Consider the following 18,266-nt stretch of genomic DNA (forward strand, 5'->3'; position numbering starts at 1 on the left):
GCAATTTAAAGTGGTTATACTAGGCATGTCGCGCAGATCAGCCCAGCTCTCATAACATTGCAAAACCTCTCAAACTCTTCCATTTTCTTCATCAAGCTGTCATATTCACTGCATACACTCCGCCCTAACCATGAGACCAGCCGCCTGATTCATGAACAAAAAAACCAAGTCGGACGATGATACGAAGCAACTTAGCGCCCGGTTAGGCGCCAATCCGAGCTTTTTGAATCGCGAATTGTCACAACTTGCTTTCAATCGCCGCGTCATGGCCCAGGCAGAAGACCGCCATATACCTCTGCTGGAGCGATTGCGATACTTATGCATAGTCAGCAATAATCTCGATGAATTCTTTGAAGTCCGTATCGCCAGCCTGCTGGCCAACAGTCAGATTGAAGGGACGAGCACCGAATCGCCGGCCTTGACGGCAGCGCTGGAGCGCACCAGCATCGAATGCCATCAGATCGTCGACCGCCAATACGCTATCCTCAACCAGACCATCCTGCCGCAGTTGTCTGCCAGCGGCATCCACTTGCTGCGGCACAGCGACCGCAACGAAGAACAGCGGGCCTGGGTCAAAGCCTTCTTCGACCAGGAAATCCGGCCGCTGCTGACTCCCATAGGACTGGATCCAGCCCACCCCTTCCCCCAAGTCGTCAACAAAAGCCTGAATTTCATTGTCGAGATGGCTGGCAAGGACGCCTTCGGGCGCAGCACCTCGATCGCCATCATCAAGGCGCCGCGGGTGCTGCCGCGCGTGATCCGCCTGCCGGACGAGCTGTCGCCCAGCGGCGCCTCGTTCTGCCTGCTGTCATCGATCATCCATGCCCACATCGGCGATCTGTTCAGCGGACGGCAGATACTTGCCTACTCGCAGTTCCGGGTCACCCGCAACAGCGACCTGTGGGTGGATGAAGAAGAAGTGAAAAACCTGCGGCAGGCCCTGCAAAGCGAATTGCAGAGCCGCCAGTTCGGCGTCGCCGTCAGGCTGGAAGTGGCGCGCAACTGCCCGCACCATCTGGCGCACTTCCTGCTCGAACAGTTCACCATCGCTCCGAATCGGCTATATGCCGTCGACGGCCCGGTCAACATGGTGCGGCTGTCGGAAATGATCGACCAGATCAACGTTCCTGCGTTGCGCTTCCCTCCCTTCGCCGCCGGCATGCCGCCACAGTTCGACTCTGGCGGCGACATTTTCGAGCAGTTGAAGCAGAAAGACATCCTGCTGCACCACCCCTTCCAGTCGTTCCAGCCGGTAGTCGATTTCGTCCGCTCGGCGGCTTTCGAAGCCAATGTGGTGGCAATCAAGCAGACGATTTACCGCACCGGCATGAATTCCGACCTGATGGAAGCGCTGATCCTGGCGGCGCAACGCGGCAAGGAAGTCACCGTGGTGGTGGAGCTGATGGCGCGCTTCGACGAAGAAGCCAATATCAACTGGGCCGACAAGCTGGAGCGCGCCGGCGCCCAAGTGGTGTACGGCGTGGTCGGCCTGAAAACCCATGCCAAGCTGTCGCTGGTGATCCGCCGCGAGCGCGACAAGGACGGCAACGGCGAGCTGCGCTATTACGCCCACCTCGGCACCGGCAACTACCACCCGACCACCACCAAGCTGTACACCGACTTTGGCCTGCTCACCTCGAACCAGAAGCTGGCGACCGAGGTCAACGAAGTCTTCATGCACCTGACCAGCTTGACCAAGCCCAAGAAGATGGATTACCTGTGGCTGGCGCCGTTCCTGCTGCAAAAGGAAATCATCCGCGCCATCCATAATGAAGCCGAAATTGCCCGCAAGGGCCGGCCGGCGCGCATCGTCGCCAAGATGAACGCCTTGCTGGACGAATCGGTCATCCGCGCCCTCTACGAAGCGTCGGCCGACGGCGTCAAGATCGAACTGATCGTCCGCGGCGCCTGTGCGCTCAGGCCCGGCGTTCCCGGCCTGTCCGAGAATATCCATGTGCGCTCCATCATCGGCCGCTTCCTGGAGCACAGCCGCATCTATTACTTCCGCAACAATCTGCAGCACGATGTTTACCTGGCGAGCGCCGACTGGATGAACCGCAATCTGTTCCGCCGGGTCGAAGTCGGCTTCCCGGTGCTTGACAAGACGCTCAAGCGGCGTGTCATCAACGAAGGCCTGATGCCTTACTTAAAAGACAACACCAATGCCTGGGTGCTAGGATCAGACGGCAACTGGAACAAACCCAAGCAGCATCGGCGGCAAAAGCAATACAATGCCCAGCGCCACCTGATGCTGGCGCTGGGCGCGCTTGCGCCCTCCCATACCGCCACCCACTCGGCAAACAAGTGAGCAAGGAAACAACATGGAATTGATCCTATGGCGTCACGCAGAGGCGGAAATCGGCGAACCGGACGAGGGCCGCGCCCTGACCGGCAAAGGCCACAAGCAGGCATGGAAAATGGCCGACTGGCTGGACCGCAACCTGCCGCACAGTTGCAAGATCATCAGCAGCCCTGCCACCCGCACGGTGCAGACCGCCGAGGCGCTGGGCCGCAAATTCAAGACGCATCCCGACCTCGCCCCCGACTGCAGCGCCGCGCAGCTGCTGGCGGTCGCCAACTGGCCCAACAACCGCGAACCGGTCCTGATCATCGGCCACCAGCCGACGCTGGGCCAGGCCGCAGCCTTGCTGGTGGCCGGCCATATGCAAGAATGGTCGATCAGGAAAGGCAACGTCTGGTGGATTGCACAACGCGAGCGCGGCGACATCACTACCAACTTCCTGAAGGCCGTCATGTCGCCGGACCTGATCGCCAAATAGAAGCTTGCTCGAAAACCTGCATGGCGCGCTGGCAGGTGGTATATTTGCGGCCAACCGTTTAAATGTATTTCGATTTATACCGTTGTTGTGAAACTACAGGATTTTTGCGGCATTTCTGTGCATAAGATAAAATGGGACGTGCATTGCATAATTTGCAACACCTGATCCCGTTGTACTGGACCACCCGAGAGGTAAGGCATGCTCTATCAATTTCACGAATTCAACCGTTCTTTGCTGCATCCGCTGGTGCAATGGGCGGACGCCGGCACCAGGCTGTTCACCGATCCGATCTCGCCGCTGGCCCACACGCCGTTCGCGCAACGCATCGCTGCCGGCTACGAGCTGATGTACCGCATCGGCAAGGACTATGAAAAGCCGACCTTCGACATCACCAGTACGCTGATCAAGGACAAAGAAGTCGGGATTACCGAGGCAGTCGCCACCTCCCTGCCGTTTTGCCGTTTGTTGCATTTCAAGAAAGATTTGAGCAACAAGGAAATCGCCGCCCTGAAGCAGCCGACCGTGTTGCTGGTGGCGCCGCTGTCCGGCCACCACTCGACCCTGCTGCGCGACACCGTGCGCGGCCTGCTGCCAGAACACGATGTCTACATCACCGACTGGACCGACGCCCGCATGGTACCTGCCAGCGCCGGCGCTTTCCACCTGCATGACTATATATATTACGTACAAGCTTTCATCCGCCTGCTAGGTCCGGACCTGCACGTGATTTCCGTCTGCCAGCCAACCGTGCCTGTATTGGCGGCGATTTCGTTGATGGCGACCGAGAAAGACAGCCATCTGCCGAAAAGCATGACCATGATGGGCGGCCCGATCGATCCGCGCAAATCGCCGACCGAAGTCAACAACCTGGCCACCGACAAGCCGTTCAGCTGGTTCGAAAACACCGTCATCTATAGCGTCCCGGCCAATTACCCCGGCTTCGGCCGCAAGGTCTATCCAGGCTTCCTGCAGCACGCCGGCTTTGTCGCCATGAATCGCAGCCGCCATGCCCAGAGCCACTGGGATTTCTACATGCACCTGCGCGAAGGCGACAACGAATCCGCGGAAAGCCATCGCAAGTTCTACGACGAATACAATGCAGTGCTGGACATGCCGGCCGAGTATTATCTGGAAACGATCAAGACCGTATTCCAGGATTTCAGCCTGCCGCAAGGCACTTGGGAAATCGAAGGCAAGCTGGTGCGGCCGCAGGACATCAAGACTGTGGCGCTGTTCACCATCGAAGGCGAGCTGGACGACATTTCGGGTCCGGGACAAACCCAGGCCGCCCACGATCTGTGCAGCGCCATCCCGAAAGCCAAGAAACAGCATTTCACGGCTGAAAAATGCGGCCATTTCGGCATCTTCTCCGGCCGCCGCTGGCGCGAGATCATTTGCCCGAAAATAACCGCGTTCATCAAAGCCAACGCCTGAACGTTAGCGCTATCGCCTGATGCCGCAGCGATCAAGCCGTTCCTTGCACAGGAACGGCTTTTTTCATTTGGCGGGCCGGCGCCATGCAGCGCCGGCCTGACAGCCCCGGTATAATACGGGCCATGTTGTCATCACCCAGCCTCCCGCCGCCAGTGCCCGCGCCATCCTCGCCCTCCCTCGCCGACCGCATCGAAGCGCTGCTGCCGCAGACCCAATGCACCAAGTGTGGCTATCCCGCCTGCCGGCCGTATGCCGAAGCCATCGCCGACGGTAGCGCCAGCTATAACCAGTGCCCGCCTGGCGGCCAGGAAGGCGTAGCACGGCTGGCGCATCTGCTGCAATTGCCGCCGATTGCGCTCAACCCCTTGAACGGCGCCGAACGCCCGCGCCCGGTTGCCGTCATCGATGAAGCTGTCTGCATCGGCTGTACGCTTTGCATCCAGGCTTGCCCGGTCGATGCAATTGCCGGCGCCGCTAAACAGATGCATACGGTCATCGCCGATCTTTGCACCGGCTGCGACCTGTGCGTTGCGCCCTGCCCGGTGGACTGCATTGCGATGGTGGATGCCAGCGCCGGTCAAACCGGCTGGGATGCCTGGACCCAGCAGCAGGCCGACGATGCCCGCGCGCGCCATGATTTCCGCAGCTTCCGGCTGCATCGCGAGAAACAGGAAAATGACGACCGCCTGGCGGCCAAGGCAGCCGAGAAGCTGAAAGCAGTCGCCGCGGAATCGGCTTCAACGCCGGAACAGCAAGCCGAACAGTTGCGTAAGAAAGCCATCATCCAGGCGGCCATCGAACGCGCCCGCCTGAAGAAAGAACAACAAGCCGAACAAGCTGCCAAGGACTCGCCATGAACGCCGAAAAACGCCGGGAAATCTTCACCCGCTTGCGCGCAGCGCTGCCGCATCCGACCACGGAACTGGAATACACCTCGCCGTTCGAGCTGCTGATTTCGGTGATCCTGTCGGCCCAGGCGACAGACGTCTCGGTCAACAAGGCGACCCGCAAGCTGTACCCGATCGCCAACACGCCGGCGCAGATCCATGCGCTGGGTGTCGATGGCCTGATCCCGTACATCCAGACCATCGGCCTGTACCGCACCAAGGCCAAGAACGTGATCGAAACCTGCCGCATGCTGGTGGAACTGCACGATGGCCAGGTGCCCCGCATCCGCGAGCAGCTGGAAGCGCTGCCCGGGTCGGCCGCAAGACCGCCAACGTGGTGCTGAATACCGCTTTCGGCGTGCCGACGATTGCCGTCGATACGCATATTTTCAGGGTATCCAACCGCACCGGAATCGCCCCCGGCAAGGATGTCGACGCGGTCGAGCACAAGCTGATGAAGCTGGTGCCCACTGAGTTCCTGCTGGACGCCCACCACTGGCTGATCCTGCATGGCCGCTATACCTGCATCGCCCGCAAGCCGCTGTGCTGGAATTGCAGCATCGCCGACCTGTGCGATTTCAAGGCGAAAACGCCGCTGCCGGAAAAAGGAGTCTGATTCCATGTCGCACTCTCATCCGCATACTGAACATCACTTTGAAGCCAGCGACACGGTACGCGATATCGTGATCGGCATGGCCGACGGCCTCACGGTACCGTTCGCGCTGGCGGCCGGCATCAGCGGCGCCGCGGTCGGTATCGATATCGTGGTCACCGCCGGCGTCGCCGAAATCGCCGCCGGCTCGATCGCCATGGGCCTGGGCGGCTACCTGGCCGGCCGCACCCAGCGGCAGCATTATTATGCCGAGCGCGAACGCGAAGAGCAGGAAATCCTCAAGGTACCGCATCGCGAACGCAAGGAAGTGATCGACATCATGGCGCAATACGGCGTCACCAGGCAGGAATGCGAACCGATGCTGGCCGGGCTGGAACGCAACCCGGTGGCCTGGCGCGACTTCATGATGCGCTTTGAACTGGGACTGGAAGAGCCGCAAGCGGGCGCCGCCAGAAAAAGCGCCGTCACTATCGCTCTCTCCTATCTGGTCGGTGGCCTGATTCCGCTGGCGCCGTACATGCTGATGCACTCGATTCCGCAAGCGCTGGCGGTTTCCACCGCGGTCACATTGCTGGCCTTGTTCATCTTCGGTTTCCTCAAAGGCAGCGTCACCGGCACCGGCGCTTTCAAGTCAGCGCTGCAAACCCTGATGGTGGGCGGCCTGGCCGCCGCCGCCGCCTTTTCCATCGCCAGACTGATCAGTTGAGACTCCATGTTTAATCCATCCCAAGACGATGTCCGCCGCTTCTTTTGCGAGACCTACCGCAAGCATCGCGCCGGCGAAATCCTGACGCCGCTGGAAGCCATCGCCAGCGACTGGCTGGACCAGCATCCTGAATACGCAGACGACCTGAAAGATGTCGACGCCGCACTGGGCGCCGACTACTCCGTGGAAAACGGCCAGACCAACCCTTTCCTGCACCTGTCCATGCATCTGTCAATCGCAGAGCAGATCTCGATCGACCAGCCACCGGGAATCAAGGCTGCAGCAACGGCCCTGACGCAACGGCTGCAATCCGAGCACGAGGCCTATCATCAGATCATGGAATGCCTGGGCCAGATGATATGGAATTCGCAACGCAGCGGCTTGCCGCCGGATGGCGCCGCCTATATCGACTGCGTCAGGAAACGCGTCTAACCCAATTCCCAACGGCGGGATTCTTACCCCTGTGCCTGCGATACATCAGCCGCAAAAAAAACGCCTGGATCGCAATCCAGGCGCGTAAACCCAAGGGGACGTTTGGGCGGGAACCGGTTCTCTGTCACTTCAATGCGCTGCCGCAGGCTCCTCGATTGCCGGCTGCGGCCCGTCTTCATCACGGCGATGGAATAGCTGATACAGGATCGGCAGCACCAGCAGCGTCAGGATGGTCGACGACAAAATGCCGCCGATCACCACCGTCGCCAATGGCCGCTGCACCTCGGCGCCAGTACCTGTGGCGATCGCCATCGGCACGAAACCGAGCGAAGCCACCAGCGCCGTCATCAGCACCGGCCGCAAACGCGTCAGCGCGCCTTCGCGGATCGCCAGGTCCAGGTTCCGCCCCTCTTCGCGCAAGCTGCGGATGAAAGCAATCATCACCAGCCCGTTCAGCACCGCTACCCCGCACAGCGCAATAAAGCCGACCGCCGCCGATATCGACAAGGGAATGCCGCGCAGCCAGAGGGCGACGATACCGCCGGTCAGGGCGAACGGAATGCCGCTGAACACCAGCAAACCATCCTTGACGTTGCCGAACATCGCAAACAGCAAAGTGAAGACCAGCAGCAAGGCCACCGGGATCACGATTTGCAGCCGTTGCGTAGCCGATTGCAATTGTTCGAACTGGCCGCCCCAGCTAGTCCAGTAGCCGGCCGGGATCTTGACCTGTTGTTGCAGCCTGGTCTCGGCCTCGCTCACGAAGGAACCGATATCGCGGCCGCGCACGTTCGCGCTCACCACAATCCGCCGCTTGCCGTCTTCGCGGCTGATCTGGTTGGGCCCCGGCGCCAGTTCCAGGCTGGCTACCTCGGCCAGCGGAATGTAGTTGGTGCGCCCTTCTGCGCCGGCACTGCGCGGCAGGGAGATCGGCAGGCGCTTGAGCGCCTCCAGGTCGCTGCGCAGCTCCTCCGGCAGGCGCACCACGATATCGAAGCGGCGATCGCCCTGGAACAAGGTGCCGGCCTCCTTGCCGCCGATAGCGGTCGCGACCACGTCCTGCACATCGGCGACATTGAGGCCGTAACGTGCGGTCTTGTCGCGGTCGATATTCACGGTCAGCATCGGCAAACCGGAAGTCTGCTCGATCTTCACCTCCGCCGCGCCTGTGATCTTGCCCAGCACTGCCGACACCCTGTCGGCGGTAGCGTTCAGGACCGCCATGTCGTCGCCAAAGATCTTCACCGCCACATCGCTGCGCACGCCAGAGATCAATTCATTGAAGCGCAGCTGGATCGGCTGCGAAAATTCATAGTTATTGCCTGGCACATTGTTGGCGGCTTGCTGGATCGCCGCCAGCAGCTCCGGCCGCGTCTTCTTCGGCTTGGGCCAGCTGTCTTCCGGCTTGAGCATGATGTAGCCGTCGGAGATATTCGGCGGCATCGGATCGGAGGCAATTTCCGCCGTACCGCTGCGGGCGAACACGCGCTCGATTTCCGGAAACTGCTGCTTCAATGTACTTTCAATCTGCTTTTGCATTTCCAACGATTGCGTCAGGCTGGTGCCGGGGATGCGCAGGGCCTGAATCGCAATATCGCCCTCGTTCAGGCTCGGCACGAACTCGCTGCCGAGACGCGTCGCCAGCACCCCGGACAACAGCAGCACGGCAAGCGCGCTGCCCAGCACCAGAGGTTTACGCAGCATGACCCACTCTAGCACCGGCGCATAAAAACGCTTGGCGCCGCGCATCAGGAAGTTTTCAGTTTCCGACACACGCTTGCCGATGAACAGGGCCACCGCCGCCGGGATGAAGGTAATCGACAGGATCATGGCGCCGACCAGGGCGATCACCACGGTCAAGGCCATCGGATTGAACATCTTCCCTTCAACCCCGGTCAGGGCAAAGATCGGCAGGTAAACCACCATGATGATGACCTGGCCGAACAGCAAGGGCCGGCGCGCTTCCTTGGAGGCCGCAAAGACTTCGTGGAAGCGCTCGCTGCGGGTAAGGGGCCGGCCTTGATGGGCCTGCGCATGGGCCAGGCGGCGCACGCAGTTTTCGACAATCACCACCGCGCCGTCGATGATGATGCCGAAATCCAGCGCCCCCAGGCTAAGCAGGTTGGCGCTGACCTTGTACTGCACCATGCCGGTGAAGGTGAATAGCATCGACAGCGGAATCACCATCGCGGTGATGATGGCGGCGCGGATATTCCCCAGGAACATGAAGAGGATGGCGATCACCAGAATGGCGCCTTCCAGCAAATTCTTCTTGACGGTATTGATTGCCTTGTCGACCAGCACCGTGCGGTCATATACCGTAATCGCTTCGACCCCGGCAGGCAGGCTGCGGTTGATTTCCACCATTTTACGGTCGACCGCCTGCGACACCGCCCGGCTGTTTTCACCGATCAGCATGAAGACCGTCCCCAGCACCACTTCACGGCCATTCTCGGTAGCGGCGCCGGTACGCAATTCACGGCCGATGCCCACTTCACCGATATCGCGGATACGGATCGGCACTCCCTGCACATTGCCCAGGATGATGTTGCGTATGTCTTCCATCGAACTGACCTGGCCAGGAGCTCGGATCAGCAGCTGTTCGCCGCGCTTCTCGATATAGCCGGCGCCGACGTTGCTGTTGTTGCGGTCCAGCGCGGTGACGATATCCTGCAAGGTCAAGCCATACGAAGCCAGCTTTTCCGGCTGCGGCGCCACCTGGTATTCCTTGGCGAAGCCGCCGATTGAATTGATTTCCGTGACGCCGCTGACATTGCGCAATTGCGGCTTGATGATCCAGTCCTGGATTTCTCTCAGGTCAGTGGCCGTATAAGCGCTGCCGTCAGGCTTCTTTGCACCGTCCTTGGCCTCTACTGTCCACAGATAAATTTCACCGAGACCGCTGGAGATCGGCCCCATCGCTGGCGCTACCCCGGGCGGCAGTTTTCCCCTGGCTTCCTGGATGCGTTCGTTGACCAGCTGGCGGGCGAAATAGATATCGGTGCCGTCTTTGAAAATCACCGTCACTTGCGATAAGCCGTAGCGCGACAGGGAGCGCGTCTGCTGCAGATGCGGCAGGCCTGACATCACCGTCTCTATCGGAAAGGTAACCCGCTGCTCGGTTTCCAGCGGCGAATAGCCCGGCGCGGAAGTATTGATCTGTACCTGAACGTTGGTAATGTCCGGCACCGCATCGATAGGCAGTTTTTGATAGTTATAGATGCCGAGTGCAGCCATCGCGAACACGGCCAGCATGATCAGCCAGCGCTGCTCGATCGAGAATCGTATGATACGTTCAAACATGGGATCGGGTCCTTAGTGTGCGCTGAGTGTCTTAATGTGCATGCTCGGCGCTGCTCTTGCCGAGTTCCGATTTGAGAACGAAACTGCCTTCAGCCGCATAACGCGCGCCTGCCTTGAGTCCCTTGACGATTTCCACCTGCTTGCTGTCAGCCCGGCCAGTACTCACCGGCTGCACCATGAAGCCGTCAGCGATGCGGACAAACACGACCTGCTTGTCCTCCAGCGTCTGTATCGCCTGCGGCGGCACTGCTACCGCAACTTCTACATCGCTGGCAACCACGTCGACGTTGACGAACAAGCCAGGCCGCCAGGCCATGTCCGGATTCGCCAGGGTGACGCGAGCCTTGGCGGTGCGGGTCTGTTCACCCAGCAAAGCGCCGACATAGGAAATGCTGCCGCTCGCACGCGATTCAAAGGCGGTCGCATTGATCTGGACTTTTTCACCCAGTCGCACCAGGTTCAGATCCTTGGCAGGGACGATGATCTCGGCCCATACCGTGCTCAAATCGGAAATGGTGAAAATGCTGGCATCAGCCGCGACCGCTTCACCCAGCGCAATGTGTTTTTCGGTAATCAAGCCGCTGAATGGCGCCCGCACTTCGTAACGGTTCAAGGCGCCGCCATTGCCGGTACCGGTGCCCAGCACATTCAATTTTTGCCGTGCATTCTGCAGCGCGATTTCCGCTTCATTCATGACCTGGCGCGCCTGCTGGTAATCCTGCTCGGCCGATATCTTTTCTTCCCACAGTTTCTTTTCGCGCTCGTAGGTAGTGCGCGCAAAGGTGAAGCGTTTCTGCGCCGCCAGCAATTCACTGCGCTGTTCCGCCAAGCCGGTGCTGGCCACCACTGCCAGCAGTTGCCCTTGCTTGACTTGCTGCCCCAGGTTGACGGCCACCTGCTCGACGACACCCGCCAGGCGCGGCACCACGTGTGCAGTCTTGTCTTCATTGAAGCGGATCTCGCCCGGCAAGGTGATCGCCGTCTTGACCCGCGCCGGACCAGCGCTTCCCAGCTTGACGCCAGATGCCTCCACCTGCGCCTGGTTCAGTTCAATCTTTCCTTCTTCCTGGGAAAAGCCGGCTTGCAGCGACTGCTCGCCCAGCTGCAGCTGGAATCTGGCGTCGAATACATGCGGCTCCGCAATCGCAGCGTTACTGCTTAGGGAGCCATTTTGTGCAATGAAGCCGATATTCTCGACTTCGCCATCAGGCCGCGCCAGTTGCAGCGTCAGTTTGGCGCCCTCCGGCGCCAGCGGCTTGCCGTCCTTGAACAACCAGGCCTGGAAGCGCGCTTCGCCAGCCGCTTCCGCCATGTTCACTTCCAGCGCCAGACGATCCTGGGAAAACATTCTGCCGCCATGCGGCCCCTTGCTGGCGACCTCGGCTTTCTGATGATGCTCGCCGTCCGCATGCTGATTGGCGTGGCCATGCTTTTCCGCGGCCGTCTCGCCGTGGTGTTCGCCATCGGCATGGGCGACGGCATCGCGATGCGCATCCTCCTTGCCATCCGCACCAACCTCGCCGACGCTGCTCAGATACACGGCGCCCGCCAGCAGGATGAGAATGGCCGCCGTGGCGGCGATAACTTTGCTCTTGCTAAAATTGATTTTCATGTCGGCTGCTTACAAAGAATCCGTTGACGGAAAAGCGCCTACCACGCGTTCAATCTCGGTGGCGGCGCGATGGGTTTCCGCAAGCGCACGCAGCGCTTGCGATTTAGCCTGGAACAGCACGCGCTGTGCATCCAGAACTTCAAAGAAGCTGAATTTGCCGAGTTCAAAACCCTTGGTCGCGACCTCATAGGCGTTCTGGGCTGCCGGCAGGATCTCCCCTTGTAAGGCCGCCACTTGCTGCCGGCCGACCCTGAGCCGTTCATAAGCGTCGCGCAGTTCGCCGTCCAGGCGCAACTGGGCGCTGCGCAGTTCATCGCGCGCCTTGTCGGCGCGCTGCAAGGCTTCCTGCAGGTTGCCTTGATTGCGGTCAAACACAGGAATTGGTATCGACAGGCCAAAAATCATCTGGTTTAGCCTGCTCTCTTCCACCCGCTTGCCTCCAATACTGACGGTGACATCGGGAACACGGCGGCTGCGCTCAAGCTGGACCAATGCCTGGCGGCGTTCGACTTCCAGGCGTGTTTTCAAGAAAGCGGGAGAATTCTGCAAACGTTCCTGCAGCACGGCCAGGTCAGGCAGTGCCGGCAAATCATTGATATGGCCGTCGACGCTGGAAAAGGCCGCTGCCGAGTCGCCCCAGGTCGCCGCCAGCGCCCGCCGCGCAATGCTCAGGGCGCTGTTCGCCTGCTGCAGCTCCACTTGCACGCCGGCTTCGGCGACACGCGCCTTGGTTGCCTCAATGGGCGCCACCTTGCCGGCGGCGACACGCTTGGCCGCGACCTCGCTGGCGCGCTGCGCTAGCTGCAACGAACTTTTCAACAGCAGCAGATTCTCTTGCGCTTCCAGCGCGACGAAATAAGCGCCGACCACTGCGCCCTGGATATCGGCCCGCTTGCTCAAATAGTCGGCCTGCGCCGCATCGCGGCTCTTTTCCGCCGCCTTGATGCGGGCATCGCGCTTACCGCCGAGTTCCAGTGTCTGGTTCAGTTGCAGCGTGGTGGTGCGGGTCGCCTTGCGCGTATCCTCCAGCAGGGCCGACACTTCAGGATTGGGCCTGACGCCAGCCTGCAGGATTGTCGCCTCGACCGCCTTTACCTCCAGCGCCGCGACCGCCAGATCGGGATTGTTCTGGAATGCCTGCTGCAAAGCCTGTCGCAGCGTCAGCTGGCCGGCCAGTGCCAGTTCGTCGCTGCCGAGCGGCGGCAGCTTATAGTTGATGACAGGTTGCTGCGGCGCTGCCCCGGCAGGCGCGACCTCCTGCGCCAGGGACGGCTGGCATACCAATAACGCCAGGCCGAACGGCAAGAAATACTTATGCATGGACTACTCCAAAGAAACCAGCCGGACGGTGAAACTTGTATGGAGCAAGGTGCGCCATGCAAGCCGCTTCATCGATGAAAATCCGGCGCCTGGCCTACTGCTGGACGTGCAGCCAGGCAACAGGAAAGATGCTTGTCGGGCCGCTGTATCAGGCGCCCGAGTGGATCGTTTTCTTCGGACCGTCTTCCTTATGGTCATGCGCAGAGGATTTGGCCTTTTGGGGCGCTGGCTGAGCCTGGTTCTTGTCCGTGCGAGCGCTTGCTTGGGCACCGGCATTCTGGGAAGTGGCCGCCGCTGGTTTTTCAGCAGCCGGCGCTTGCGCCATTGCGACACCTGATGCAGTCAGCAAGGCCATCATGGAAAACAGTTGTTTAGCGTTCATATCGATCTCCAAAAATTAAAGGGCTCAACGATCCGCCGTTACCTTTGGCCAGATCGTTGACGTAAAGTGTAGAAAGGAGACGGAAACGGGATGGTGACGGCCGGATTACGCTTTTGTAATCCAACGGCGCCGGGTTTTAGAAGATAATCGGGGTTCAACCCAGACAACAGAAGGCAGAAGGATGAAACATGCGTATCCTGCTGGTAGAAGATGAACTCAAGGCTGGCGAATACCTGCGCAAAGGATTGACAGAATCCGGCTACGTGGTCGACTGGGTGCAGACCGGCGCTGACGGCCTGCATTGCGCCACCTCGGAAAACTACGACCTGATCGTGCTGGACGTCATGCTGCCCGGCATGGACGGCTGGCTGGTGATTCGCGAATTGCGCAAGACCCATGCGACGCCAGTGCTGTTCCTGACCGCGCGCGATGAAGTCGAGGACCGCATCAAAGGCTTGGAACTCGGCGCCGACGATTATCTGGTCAAGCCATTCGCATTTGCCGAACTGGTGGCGCGCATCCGCACACTGCTGCGGCGTGGCCCGATCCGCGAATCCGACACCCTGCAGATCGCCGACATGGAAATCGACGTCATGAAACGCCGCGTCACCCGCGGCGGCGAGCGGATCGATCTCACCACCAAGGAATTTTCCCTGCTGTACCTGATGGCCAAGCGCCAGACCGAGGTGCTGTCGCGCTCGCTGATCGCTTCCCAGGTATGGGACATGAATTTCGACAGCGACACCAATGTGGTCGATGTCGCCATCCGCCGCTTGCGCATCAAGATCGACGAGCCCTATGCTCGGCCGCTGATACACACCGTGCGCGGCATGGGCTACGTGCTGGAGGACCGCACTTGAAACCATGGGCGCCACGCTCGCTGACGGTACGCCTGGCGGCATTGTTTGCGCTGGCGACCTTGCTCACGTTTACCCTGGTCGGCAGCTATCTGTACTATTCCCTGGCGCGCCAGCTGGAAAGCCATGACGATCAGGAATTGCTGGGTAAGGTCGCGCTGATGCAGCATCTGGTCGGCAAGGCCGGGTCCGTGCAAGCGATTCGCGACGATCCGCACCTGTTCATGGATGCCGCGCTCGGTCACAACGATCTGTTATTGATATTGCGCAGCGCCGATGGCGCGCCGCTGCTGGATACGCAACCCGCGGCCGGCAACCTGCCGGCGCTGCCGCTCAGCGCCATCGACCAGACTCCCGGTCAACAATCCAGAAAAAACCTGCGCACCTCCGCCGGCATGCCGGTGCGGGCCACGGCACTATGGGGCAAGATCGACCGCAGCGGCGAACAGGTGCAGATTATCGTCGCCCACAATGTCAGCGACAGCGTGGCCATGCTGGACAGCTACCGCAGCCAGATTGTCGGCGCTGCGGTATGTGGCGCGCTGCTGTCCGCCTTGCTGGGATATGTGCTGGTGCGGCGCGGCTTGCGCCCAACCCGCCTGATCGCCCGGCAGGCGCATTCGATTACTGCCCAGCGCCTTGACCGCGGCCTAGACGTCGCCAGTGCGCCGTATGAATTGCAACAGCTGGTGCTGGCTTTCAACAGCATGCTGGATCGCCTGCATGACAGCTTTCAGCGGCTGTCGCAGTTTTCTGCCGACCTGGCGCACGATTTGCGCACGCCGATCAACAACCTGATGGTGCAAACCCAGGTGGCGCTGGCGCAGCCAAGGAATGTGGAAGAGTATCAGGGGCTACTGGTGTCGAATGTCGAGGAATACGAGCGGCTGGCGCGCATGCTGGACAACATGCTGTTCCTGGCGCGTGCCGACAATGCGCATGTCGCCGTCGCCCGCGAGCAGCTCGACTGCCATCAGGAATTGCAGCGCATCGCTGATTACTTTGAAGGCGTGGCAGAGGACGGCGGCGTGCGCCTGAGCATCGCCGCCTCCGGCAACATGCTGGCCGACCCGATGCTGTTGCGGCGCGCCATCGGTAACCTGGTCGCCAATGCGATCCGCTATACAGCGCCCGGCCAGGTGGTCCGGATGGAAGCCAGCCAGCAGCCGCACAGCACCTGCATCACCATCAGCAATCCCGGTCCGCAGATTGCCGAAGCGGCCATTCCGCGCCTGTTCGACCGTTTCTATCGCGCCGATCCGGCCCGCAGCGATTCCGCCTCGTCGGCCGGACTTGGCTTGGCCATCGTGCAGTCCATCATGAAGCTGCACGGCGGCCAGGTAGAACTCAGCCGCTCGGCAGACCATATGACCGTGTTCACCTTGAACTTCCCCAAGCCCCCAGATGTCTGAGGATAGATTTTTACAAACACAGCATGCACATCTTTGTCTTGTTTTAACACCTGGCCCAGCGATTTAACCTGCATTCCGGCGGAAGAACCGTAGCATGAAATTTTTAAGCAAGCGCCTCTTGATCGGGCTGGCCGGACTTGGCCTGTTCTGGGGACTGGGCCTGATCAGTTCTAACGAATTTGCAAAATCCGCTGTCTTGATGACTACCGCTGTCTTCGGCCTGGCGGGGCTTTTCATGCTTGGCCGGCCGCGCCTGCGTGCAGTGTCCGCGCTGTCCATCGTTATCTACCTGCTGTTCTTCACGGACGCCGCCATCAAAGGCTTCCTGCGCGACTATTTCGGCCTGCGTCCGAACCATGCACTGGTGCTGCAAGCCATGCTAAATACTGACAGCGGCGAGACGCAAGAGTTTTTCCTGCACAATTATCTCGGCCTGAGTAAAGCGGCAGTCATCTTTCTTGCGCTGCTGTTGCTAGCCATTCTGGCCGAACGCCAACTGCGCAGACAAGAAGCAGGCCTGGCACATGCCCGCGGCGGCTGGAGAGGTAAAACGCTGATCGTTACGGCATTTTCCATTTTTATTGCCCTGCACTTCAATCCCACCATGGCCAAGGAAAATCCAGTCTTGTTCTGGCCGCTGCGCCTGCTGGACTATCGCCTGCAAGTGGCAAACCTGCAGAACATGCAGGACGAGATCGCCCGCAACATGAGCAAGCGCGAACAATGGCTTGTCAGCTATACCGGAGAAACGGAACGGACAGTTATCCTGGTGATCGGCGAAAGCATCAATCGCGCAAACATGTCGCTTTACGGCTACCCGCGCACGACGACACCGTTACTCGATGCGATTAGCGGCGAATTGCTGGTCTTCAGCGACGTGCTGTCGCCGGAAGCGACCACCCTTGGTTCACTGATGAAAATGCTGACCCCTGCCGATCTCGAACAGCCCGACTTGTGGAACAAGAGTCCAGATGTGGTGGCGCTGGCCAGGCATGCCGGCTACAAGACCTTCTGGCTGTCCAACCAGTACATAGGCGACGGCTGGATCGGCCTGATCGCCGGACAAGCCGACAAGTCAGTCTTCATCAACAAGGGAGCGGGACGGGGCGAAAATAATCTGGATGGCAACCTGCTGCCGCACTTCGAGCAGGCGCTGGCCGACAAGGCGCCGCGAAAATTCATCATCGTTCATATGCTCGGCGCCCACCCGACCTACGACATGCGCTATCCCAAAGAGTTCGCCGCGTTTGACGGCGTCAGCGACGCCGTCTCCACATCATTGCAAAAGGCCGACCGATCTACGCGGATACAGGATCTGCGAGACGAGTACGACAATGCCATTTTGTATAACGACTATGTGCTCGGCAGCCTGATCCGGCGCGTTGCCGAAAAAGGCTCCGGTCAGGCCGCGGCGTTGCTCTTCATTTCAGACCATGGGCAAGAAGTCGGGCACACACGCGACCATGCCGGCCATTCCTCCGAAGACGAATCCGGTTATCAGGTGCCGATGCTGATCTGGAACAGCCAGCCGAAGATTGCCGGCGCGCCGGGCCGCGCCATGCTGGAACCGCGCAGCTACCAGAGCGACGACCTGGACCACACCATCCTCGGCCTGCTGAAACTCGAATCAGCCTATTCCGATCCGACGCTGGACATCATGCACAACCGGTTCAGCCCGCGGCAACGCCTGATCAATGGCTTGCCTTATCGGCCCGGTTAAGCCGGCGTCGCATCGCTGCGGCCAATGCGGACGTAAAAAAGCCGTGCAACGGTGATTGCACGGCTATGTGTCTCGCTCAGGCCGATGGCCAGCGCTGTATTTACTTGCGCAGCACCAGCGTCGTCGGCAGGCTGTGCAGATAAGCAGCAATGTCTTGCACATCCTGATGCGACAAGGCCTTGGCCTGGCCGCCCATGATGGCATTGCTGCGGCCGTTAGGACCGTCGCCGCCGCGCTGATAAGCGATCAGGGCGTGCTGCAGATAATCCTGCGGCTGGCCGGCCAGCTTCGGATAGCTGGGATCGATCGGGCTGTGGAAATCGGCGCCATGGCAGGAGGCGCAGGCATATTTTTTCGTCGCCGCTTCACCGGCGGCGATATTACCAGCCGCATGGGCATTCACGAATGCGCTGGTGGACAGCAGAAACACCACGCCAGCAAGAATCTTTTTCATTGTGTGGGTCCCTTATTTTTGCTGCGAGTAGTAAGCCGCAATATCCGCCATGTCCTGCTCGGACAAGCTGGCCGCGATGCCGCGCATGGTTGGCATCTTGCGATCGCCCTTTTTATAGGCGACTAGTGCATTTTCGATGTATTTCGCCGACTGCCCGCCTAGCATAGGCACTTGATAGACTTCCGGGAAGGTGGCTTTGTAGCCGGGAATGCCATGGCAGCCGATACACATGGATATCTTGTTTTCCGCTGCCTTGGCATTGCCGACCACATCCGCTGCCGCGGCCATGTTGGCAAGACCCGCAAGCGCGAGAAGAGCAATTAGTTTTTTCATAGTAGCTGGGTAATTGTAGCG

The 18,266-nt window shown here is 60.1% G+C and carries 15 protein-coding genes and 1 pseudogene; 10 read left to right on the forward strand and 6 right to left on the reverse strand.

The window, feature by feature from the left end; genetic code table 11:
• Positions 1-151 precede the first annotated feature (151 nt).
• The 7 genes and pseudogenes from ppk1 (at position 152) to CPter91_RS15085 (ending at position 6,852) form a co-directional block, all read left to right on the forward strand.
• On the forward strand, positions 152-2,308 hold the full coding sequence (ppk1, locus tag CPter91_RS15055) for a polyphosphate kinase 1 (protein WP_061941638.1): 2,157 nt from the start codon (positions 152-154) through the stop codon (positions 2,306-2,308).
• Positions 2,309-2,321: 13 nt separating this feature from the next.
• Positions 2,322-2,780: a SixA phosphatase family protein gene (locus CPter91_RS15060; protein WP_061941640.1), complete on the forward strand. Its 459-nt coding sequence runs from the start codon at positions 2,322-2,324 to the stop codon at positions 2,778-2,780.
• Positions 2,781-2,978: 198 nt separating this feature from the next.
• Positions 2,979-4,214 carry a polyhydroxyalkanoate depolymerase gene (locus CPter91_RS15065; RefSeq protein ID WP_061941642.1) on the forward strand — a complete coding sequence of 412 codons (1,236 nt, stop codon included), beginning with the start codon at positions 2,979-2,981 and terminating at the stop codon, positions 4,212-4,214.
• 122 nt (positions 4,215-4,336) lie between these two features.
• Positions 4,337-5,071 (forward strand): electron transport complex subunit RsxB, encoded by a 735-nt coding sequence (rsxB, locus tag CPter91_RS15070; protein WP_061941644.1) that lies wholly within the window; start codon positions 4,337-4,339, stop codon positions 5,069-5,071.
• A pseudogene (nth, locus tag CPter91_RS15075) lies at positions 5,068-5,717 on the forward strand (endonuclease III). Before rsxB ends, nth begins: the two are co-directional and overlap by 4 nt.
• A gap of 4 nt (positions 5,718-5,721) precedes the next feature.
• Positions 5,722-6,420, forward strand: a complete 699-nt coding sequence (locus CPter91_RS15080; RefSeq protein WP_061941646.1) for a VIT1/CCC1 transporter family protein — start codon at positions 5,722-5,724, stop codon at positions 6,418-6,420.
• Between the two features lie 6 nt (positions 6,421-6,426).
• Complete coding sequence (locus CPter91_RS15085) at positions 6,427-6,852, forward strand: DUF1841 family protein (RefSeq protein WP_061941648.1); 426 nt, start codon at positions 6,427-6,429, stop codon at positions 6,850-6,852.
• A 129-nt stretch (positions 6,853-6,981) separates the two neighbouring features.
• Here CPter91_RS15085 and CPter91_RS15090 read toward each other — a convergent pair whose 3' ends face one another.
• From CPter91_RS15090 to CPter91_RS15105, 4 genes are all read right to left on the reverse strand, one after another.
• Entirely contained in the window at positions 6,982-10,155 is a 3,174-nt protein-coding gene (locus CPter91_RS15090) for a CusA/CzcA family heavy metal efflux RND transporter (RefSeq protein ID WP_061941650.1), read from the reverse strand.
• A gap of 31 nt (positions 10,156-10,186) precedes the next feature.
• Positions 10,187-11,767, reverse strand: coding sequence for an efflux RND transporter periplasmic adaptor subunit (locus tag CPter91_RS15095; protein WP_061941652.1), 1,581 nt, complete (start codon positions 11,765-11,767; stop codon positions 10,187-10,189).
• Between the two features lie 9 nt (positions 11,768-11,776).
• Positions 11,777-13,087, reverse strand: coding sequence for a TolC family protein (locus tag CPter91_RS15100; protein WP_061941654.1), 1,311 nt, complete (start codon positions 13,085-13,087; stop codon positions 11,777-11,779).
• A gap of 148 nt (positions 13,088-13,235) precedes the next feature.
• Positions 13,236-13,469: a hypothetical protein gene (locus tag CPter91_RS15105; protein ID WP_061941656.1), complete on the reverse strand. Its 234-nt coding sequence runs from the start codon at positions 13,467-13,469 to the stop codon at positions 13,236-13,238.
• Positions 13,470-13,657: 188 nt separating this feature from the next.
• On the opposite strand from CPter91_RS15105, the gene CPter91_RS15110 reads away from it, so the two are divergent.
• The 3 genes from CPter91_RS15110 to CPter91_RS15120 all read left to right on the forward strand — a co-directional run bounded on the left by CPter91_RS15110 (position 13,658) and on the right by CPter91_RS15120 (position 17,458).
• Positions 13,658-14,329, forward strand: a complete 672-nt coding sequence (locus CPter91_RS15110) for a heavy metal response regulator transcription factor (RefSeq protein ID WP_061941658.1) — start codon at positions 13,658-13,660, stop codon at positions 14,327-14,329.
• Positions 14,326-15,738: a heavy metal sensor histidine kinase gene (locus tag CPter91_RS15115; protein WP_061941659.1), complete on the forward strand. Its 1,413-nt coding sequence runs from the start codon at positions 14,326-14,328 to the stop codon at positions 15,736-15,738. The genes CPter91_RS15110 and CPter91_RS15115 overlap by 4 nt, the downstream gene beginning before the upstream one ends.
• 94 nt (positions 15,739-15,832) lie before the next feature.
• Positions 15,833-17,458, forward strand: coding sequence for a phosphoethanolamine transferase (locus tag CPter91_RS15120; RefSeq protein ID WP_061941661.1), 1,626 nt, complete (start codon positions 15,833-15,835; stop codon positions 17,456-17,458).
• 100 nt (positions 17,459-17,558) lie between these two features.
• Here the strand turns inward: CPter91_RS15120 and CPter91_RS15125 are convergent, their stop codons facing one another.
• A complete protein-coding gene (locus CPter91_RS15125; RefSeq protein WP_061941663.1) occupies positions 17,559-17,912 on the reverse strand; it encodes a c-type cytochrome in 354 nt (117 codons plus the stop codon).
• Positions 17,913-17,924: 12 nt separating this feature from the next.
• Entirely contained in the window at positions 17,925-18,245 is a 321-nt protein-coding gene (locus CPter91_RS15130) for a c-type cytochrome (protein ID WP_061941666.1), read from the reverse strand.
• Between the last annotated feature and the right edge of the window lie 21 nt (positions 18,246-18,266).

The organism is Collimonas pratensis (genome assembly GCF_001584185.1).
GTDB classification, from domain to species: Bacteria; Pseudomonadota; Gammaproteobacteria; order Burkholderiales; family Burkholderiaceae_D; genus Collimonas; species Collimonas pratensis.

Bases quoted from the DNA above. Each gene is read 5' to 3' on its own strand.
- CPter91_RS15095 (WP_061941652.1), bottom strand. From the start codon at position 11,767: ATGAAAATCAATTTTAGCAAGAGCAAAGTTATCGCCGCCACGGCGGCC.
- CPter91_RS15120 (WP_061941661.1), top strand. From the start codon at position 15,833: ATGAAATTTTTAAGCAAGCGCCTCTTGATCGGGCTGGCCGGACTTGGC.
- CPter91_RS15080 (WP_061941646.1), top strand. From the start codon at position 5,722: ATGTCGCACTCTCATCCGCATACTGAACATCACTTTGAAGCCAGCGAC.
- CPter91_RS15090 (WP_061941650.1), bottom strand. From the start codon at position 10,155: ATGTTTGAACGTATCATACGATTCTCGATCGAGCAGCGCTGGCTGATC.
- CPter91_RS15110 (WP_061941658.1), top strand. From the start codon at position 13,658: ATGCGTATCCTGCTGGTAGAAGATGAACTCAAGGCTGGCGAATACCTG.
- CPter91_RS15085 (WP_061941648.1), top strand. From the start codon at position 6,427: ATGTTTAATCCATCCCAAGACGATGTCCGCCGCTTCTTTTGCGAGACC.
- CPter91_RS15060 (WP_061941640.1), top strand. From the start codon at position 2,322: ATGGAATTGATCCTATGGCGTCACGCAGAGGCGGAAATCGGCGAACCG.
- CPter91_RS15105 (WP_061941656.1), bottom strand. From the start codon at position 13,469: ATGAACGCTAAACAACTGTTTTCCATGATGGCCTTGCTGACTGCATCA.
- CPter91_RS15100 (WP_061941654.1), bottom strand. From the start codon at position 13,087: ATGCATAAGTATTTCTTGCCGTTCGGCCTGGCGTTATTGGTATGCCAG.
- CPter91_RS15125 (WP_061941663.1), bottom strand. From the start codon at position 17,912: ATGAAAAAGATTCTTGCTGGCGTGGTGTTTCTGCTGTCCACCAGCGCA.
- ppk1 (WP_061941638.1), top strand. From the start codon at position 152: ATGAACAAAAAAACCAAGTCGGACGATGATACGAAGCAACTTAGCGCC.
- CPter91_RS15130 (WP_061941666.1), bottom strand. From the start codon at position 18,245: ATGAAAAAACTAATTGCTCTTCTCGCGCTTGCGGGTCTTGCCAACATG.
- CPter91_RS15065 (WP_061941642.1), top strand. From the start codon at position 2,979: ATGCTCTATCAATTTCACGAATTCAACCGTTCTTTGCTGCATCCGCTG.
- rsxB (WP_061941644.1), top strand. From the start codon at position 4,337: ATGTTGTCATCACCCAGCCTCCCGCCGCCAGTGCCCGCGCCATCCTCG.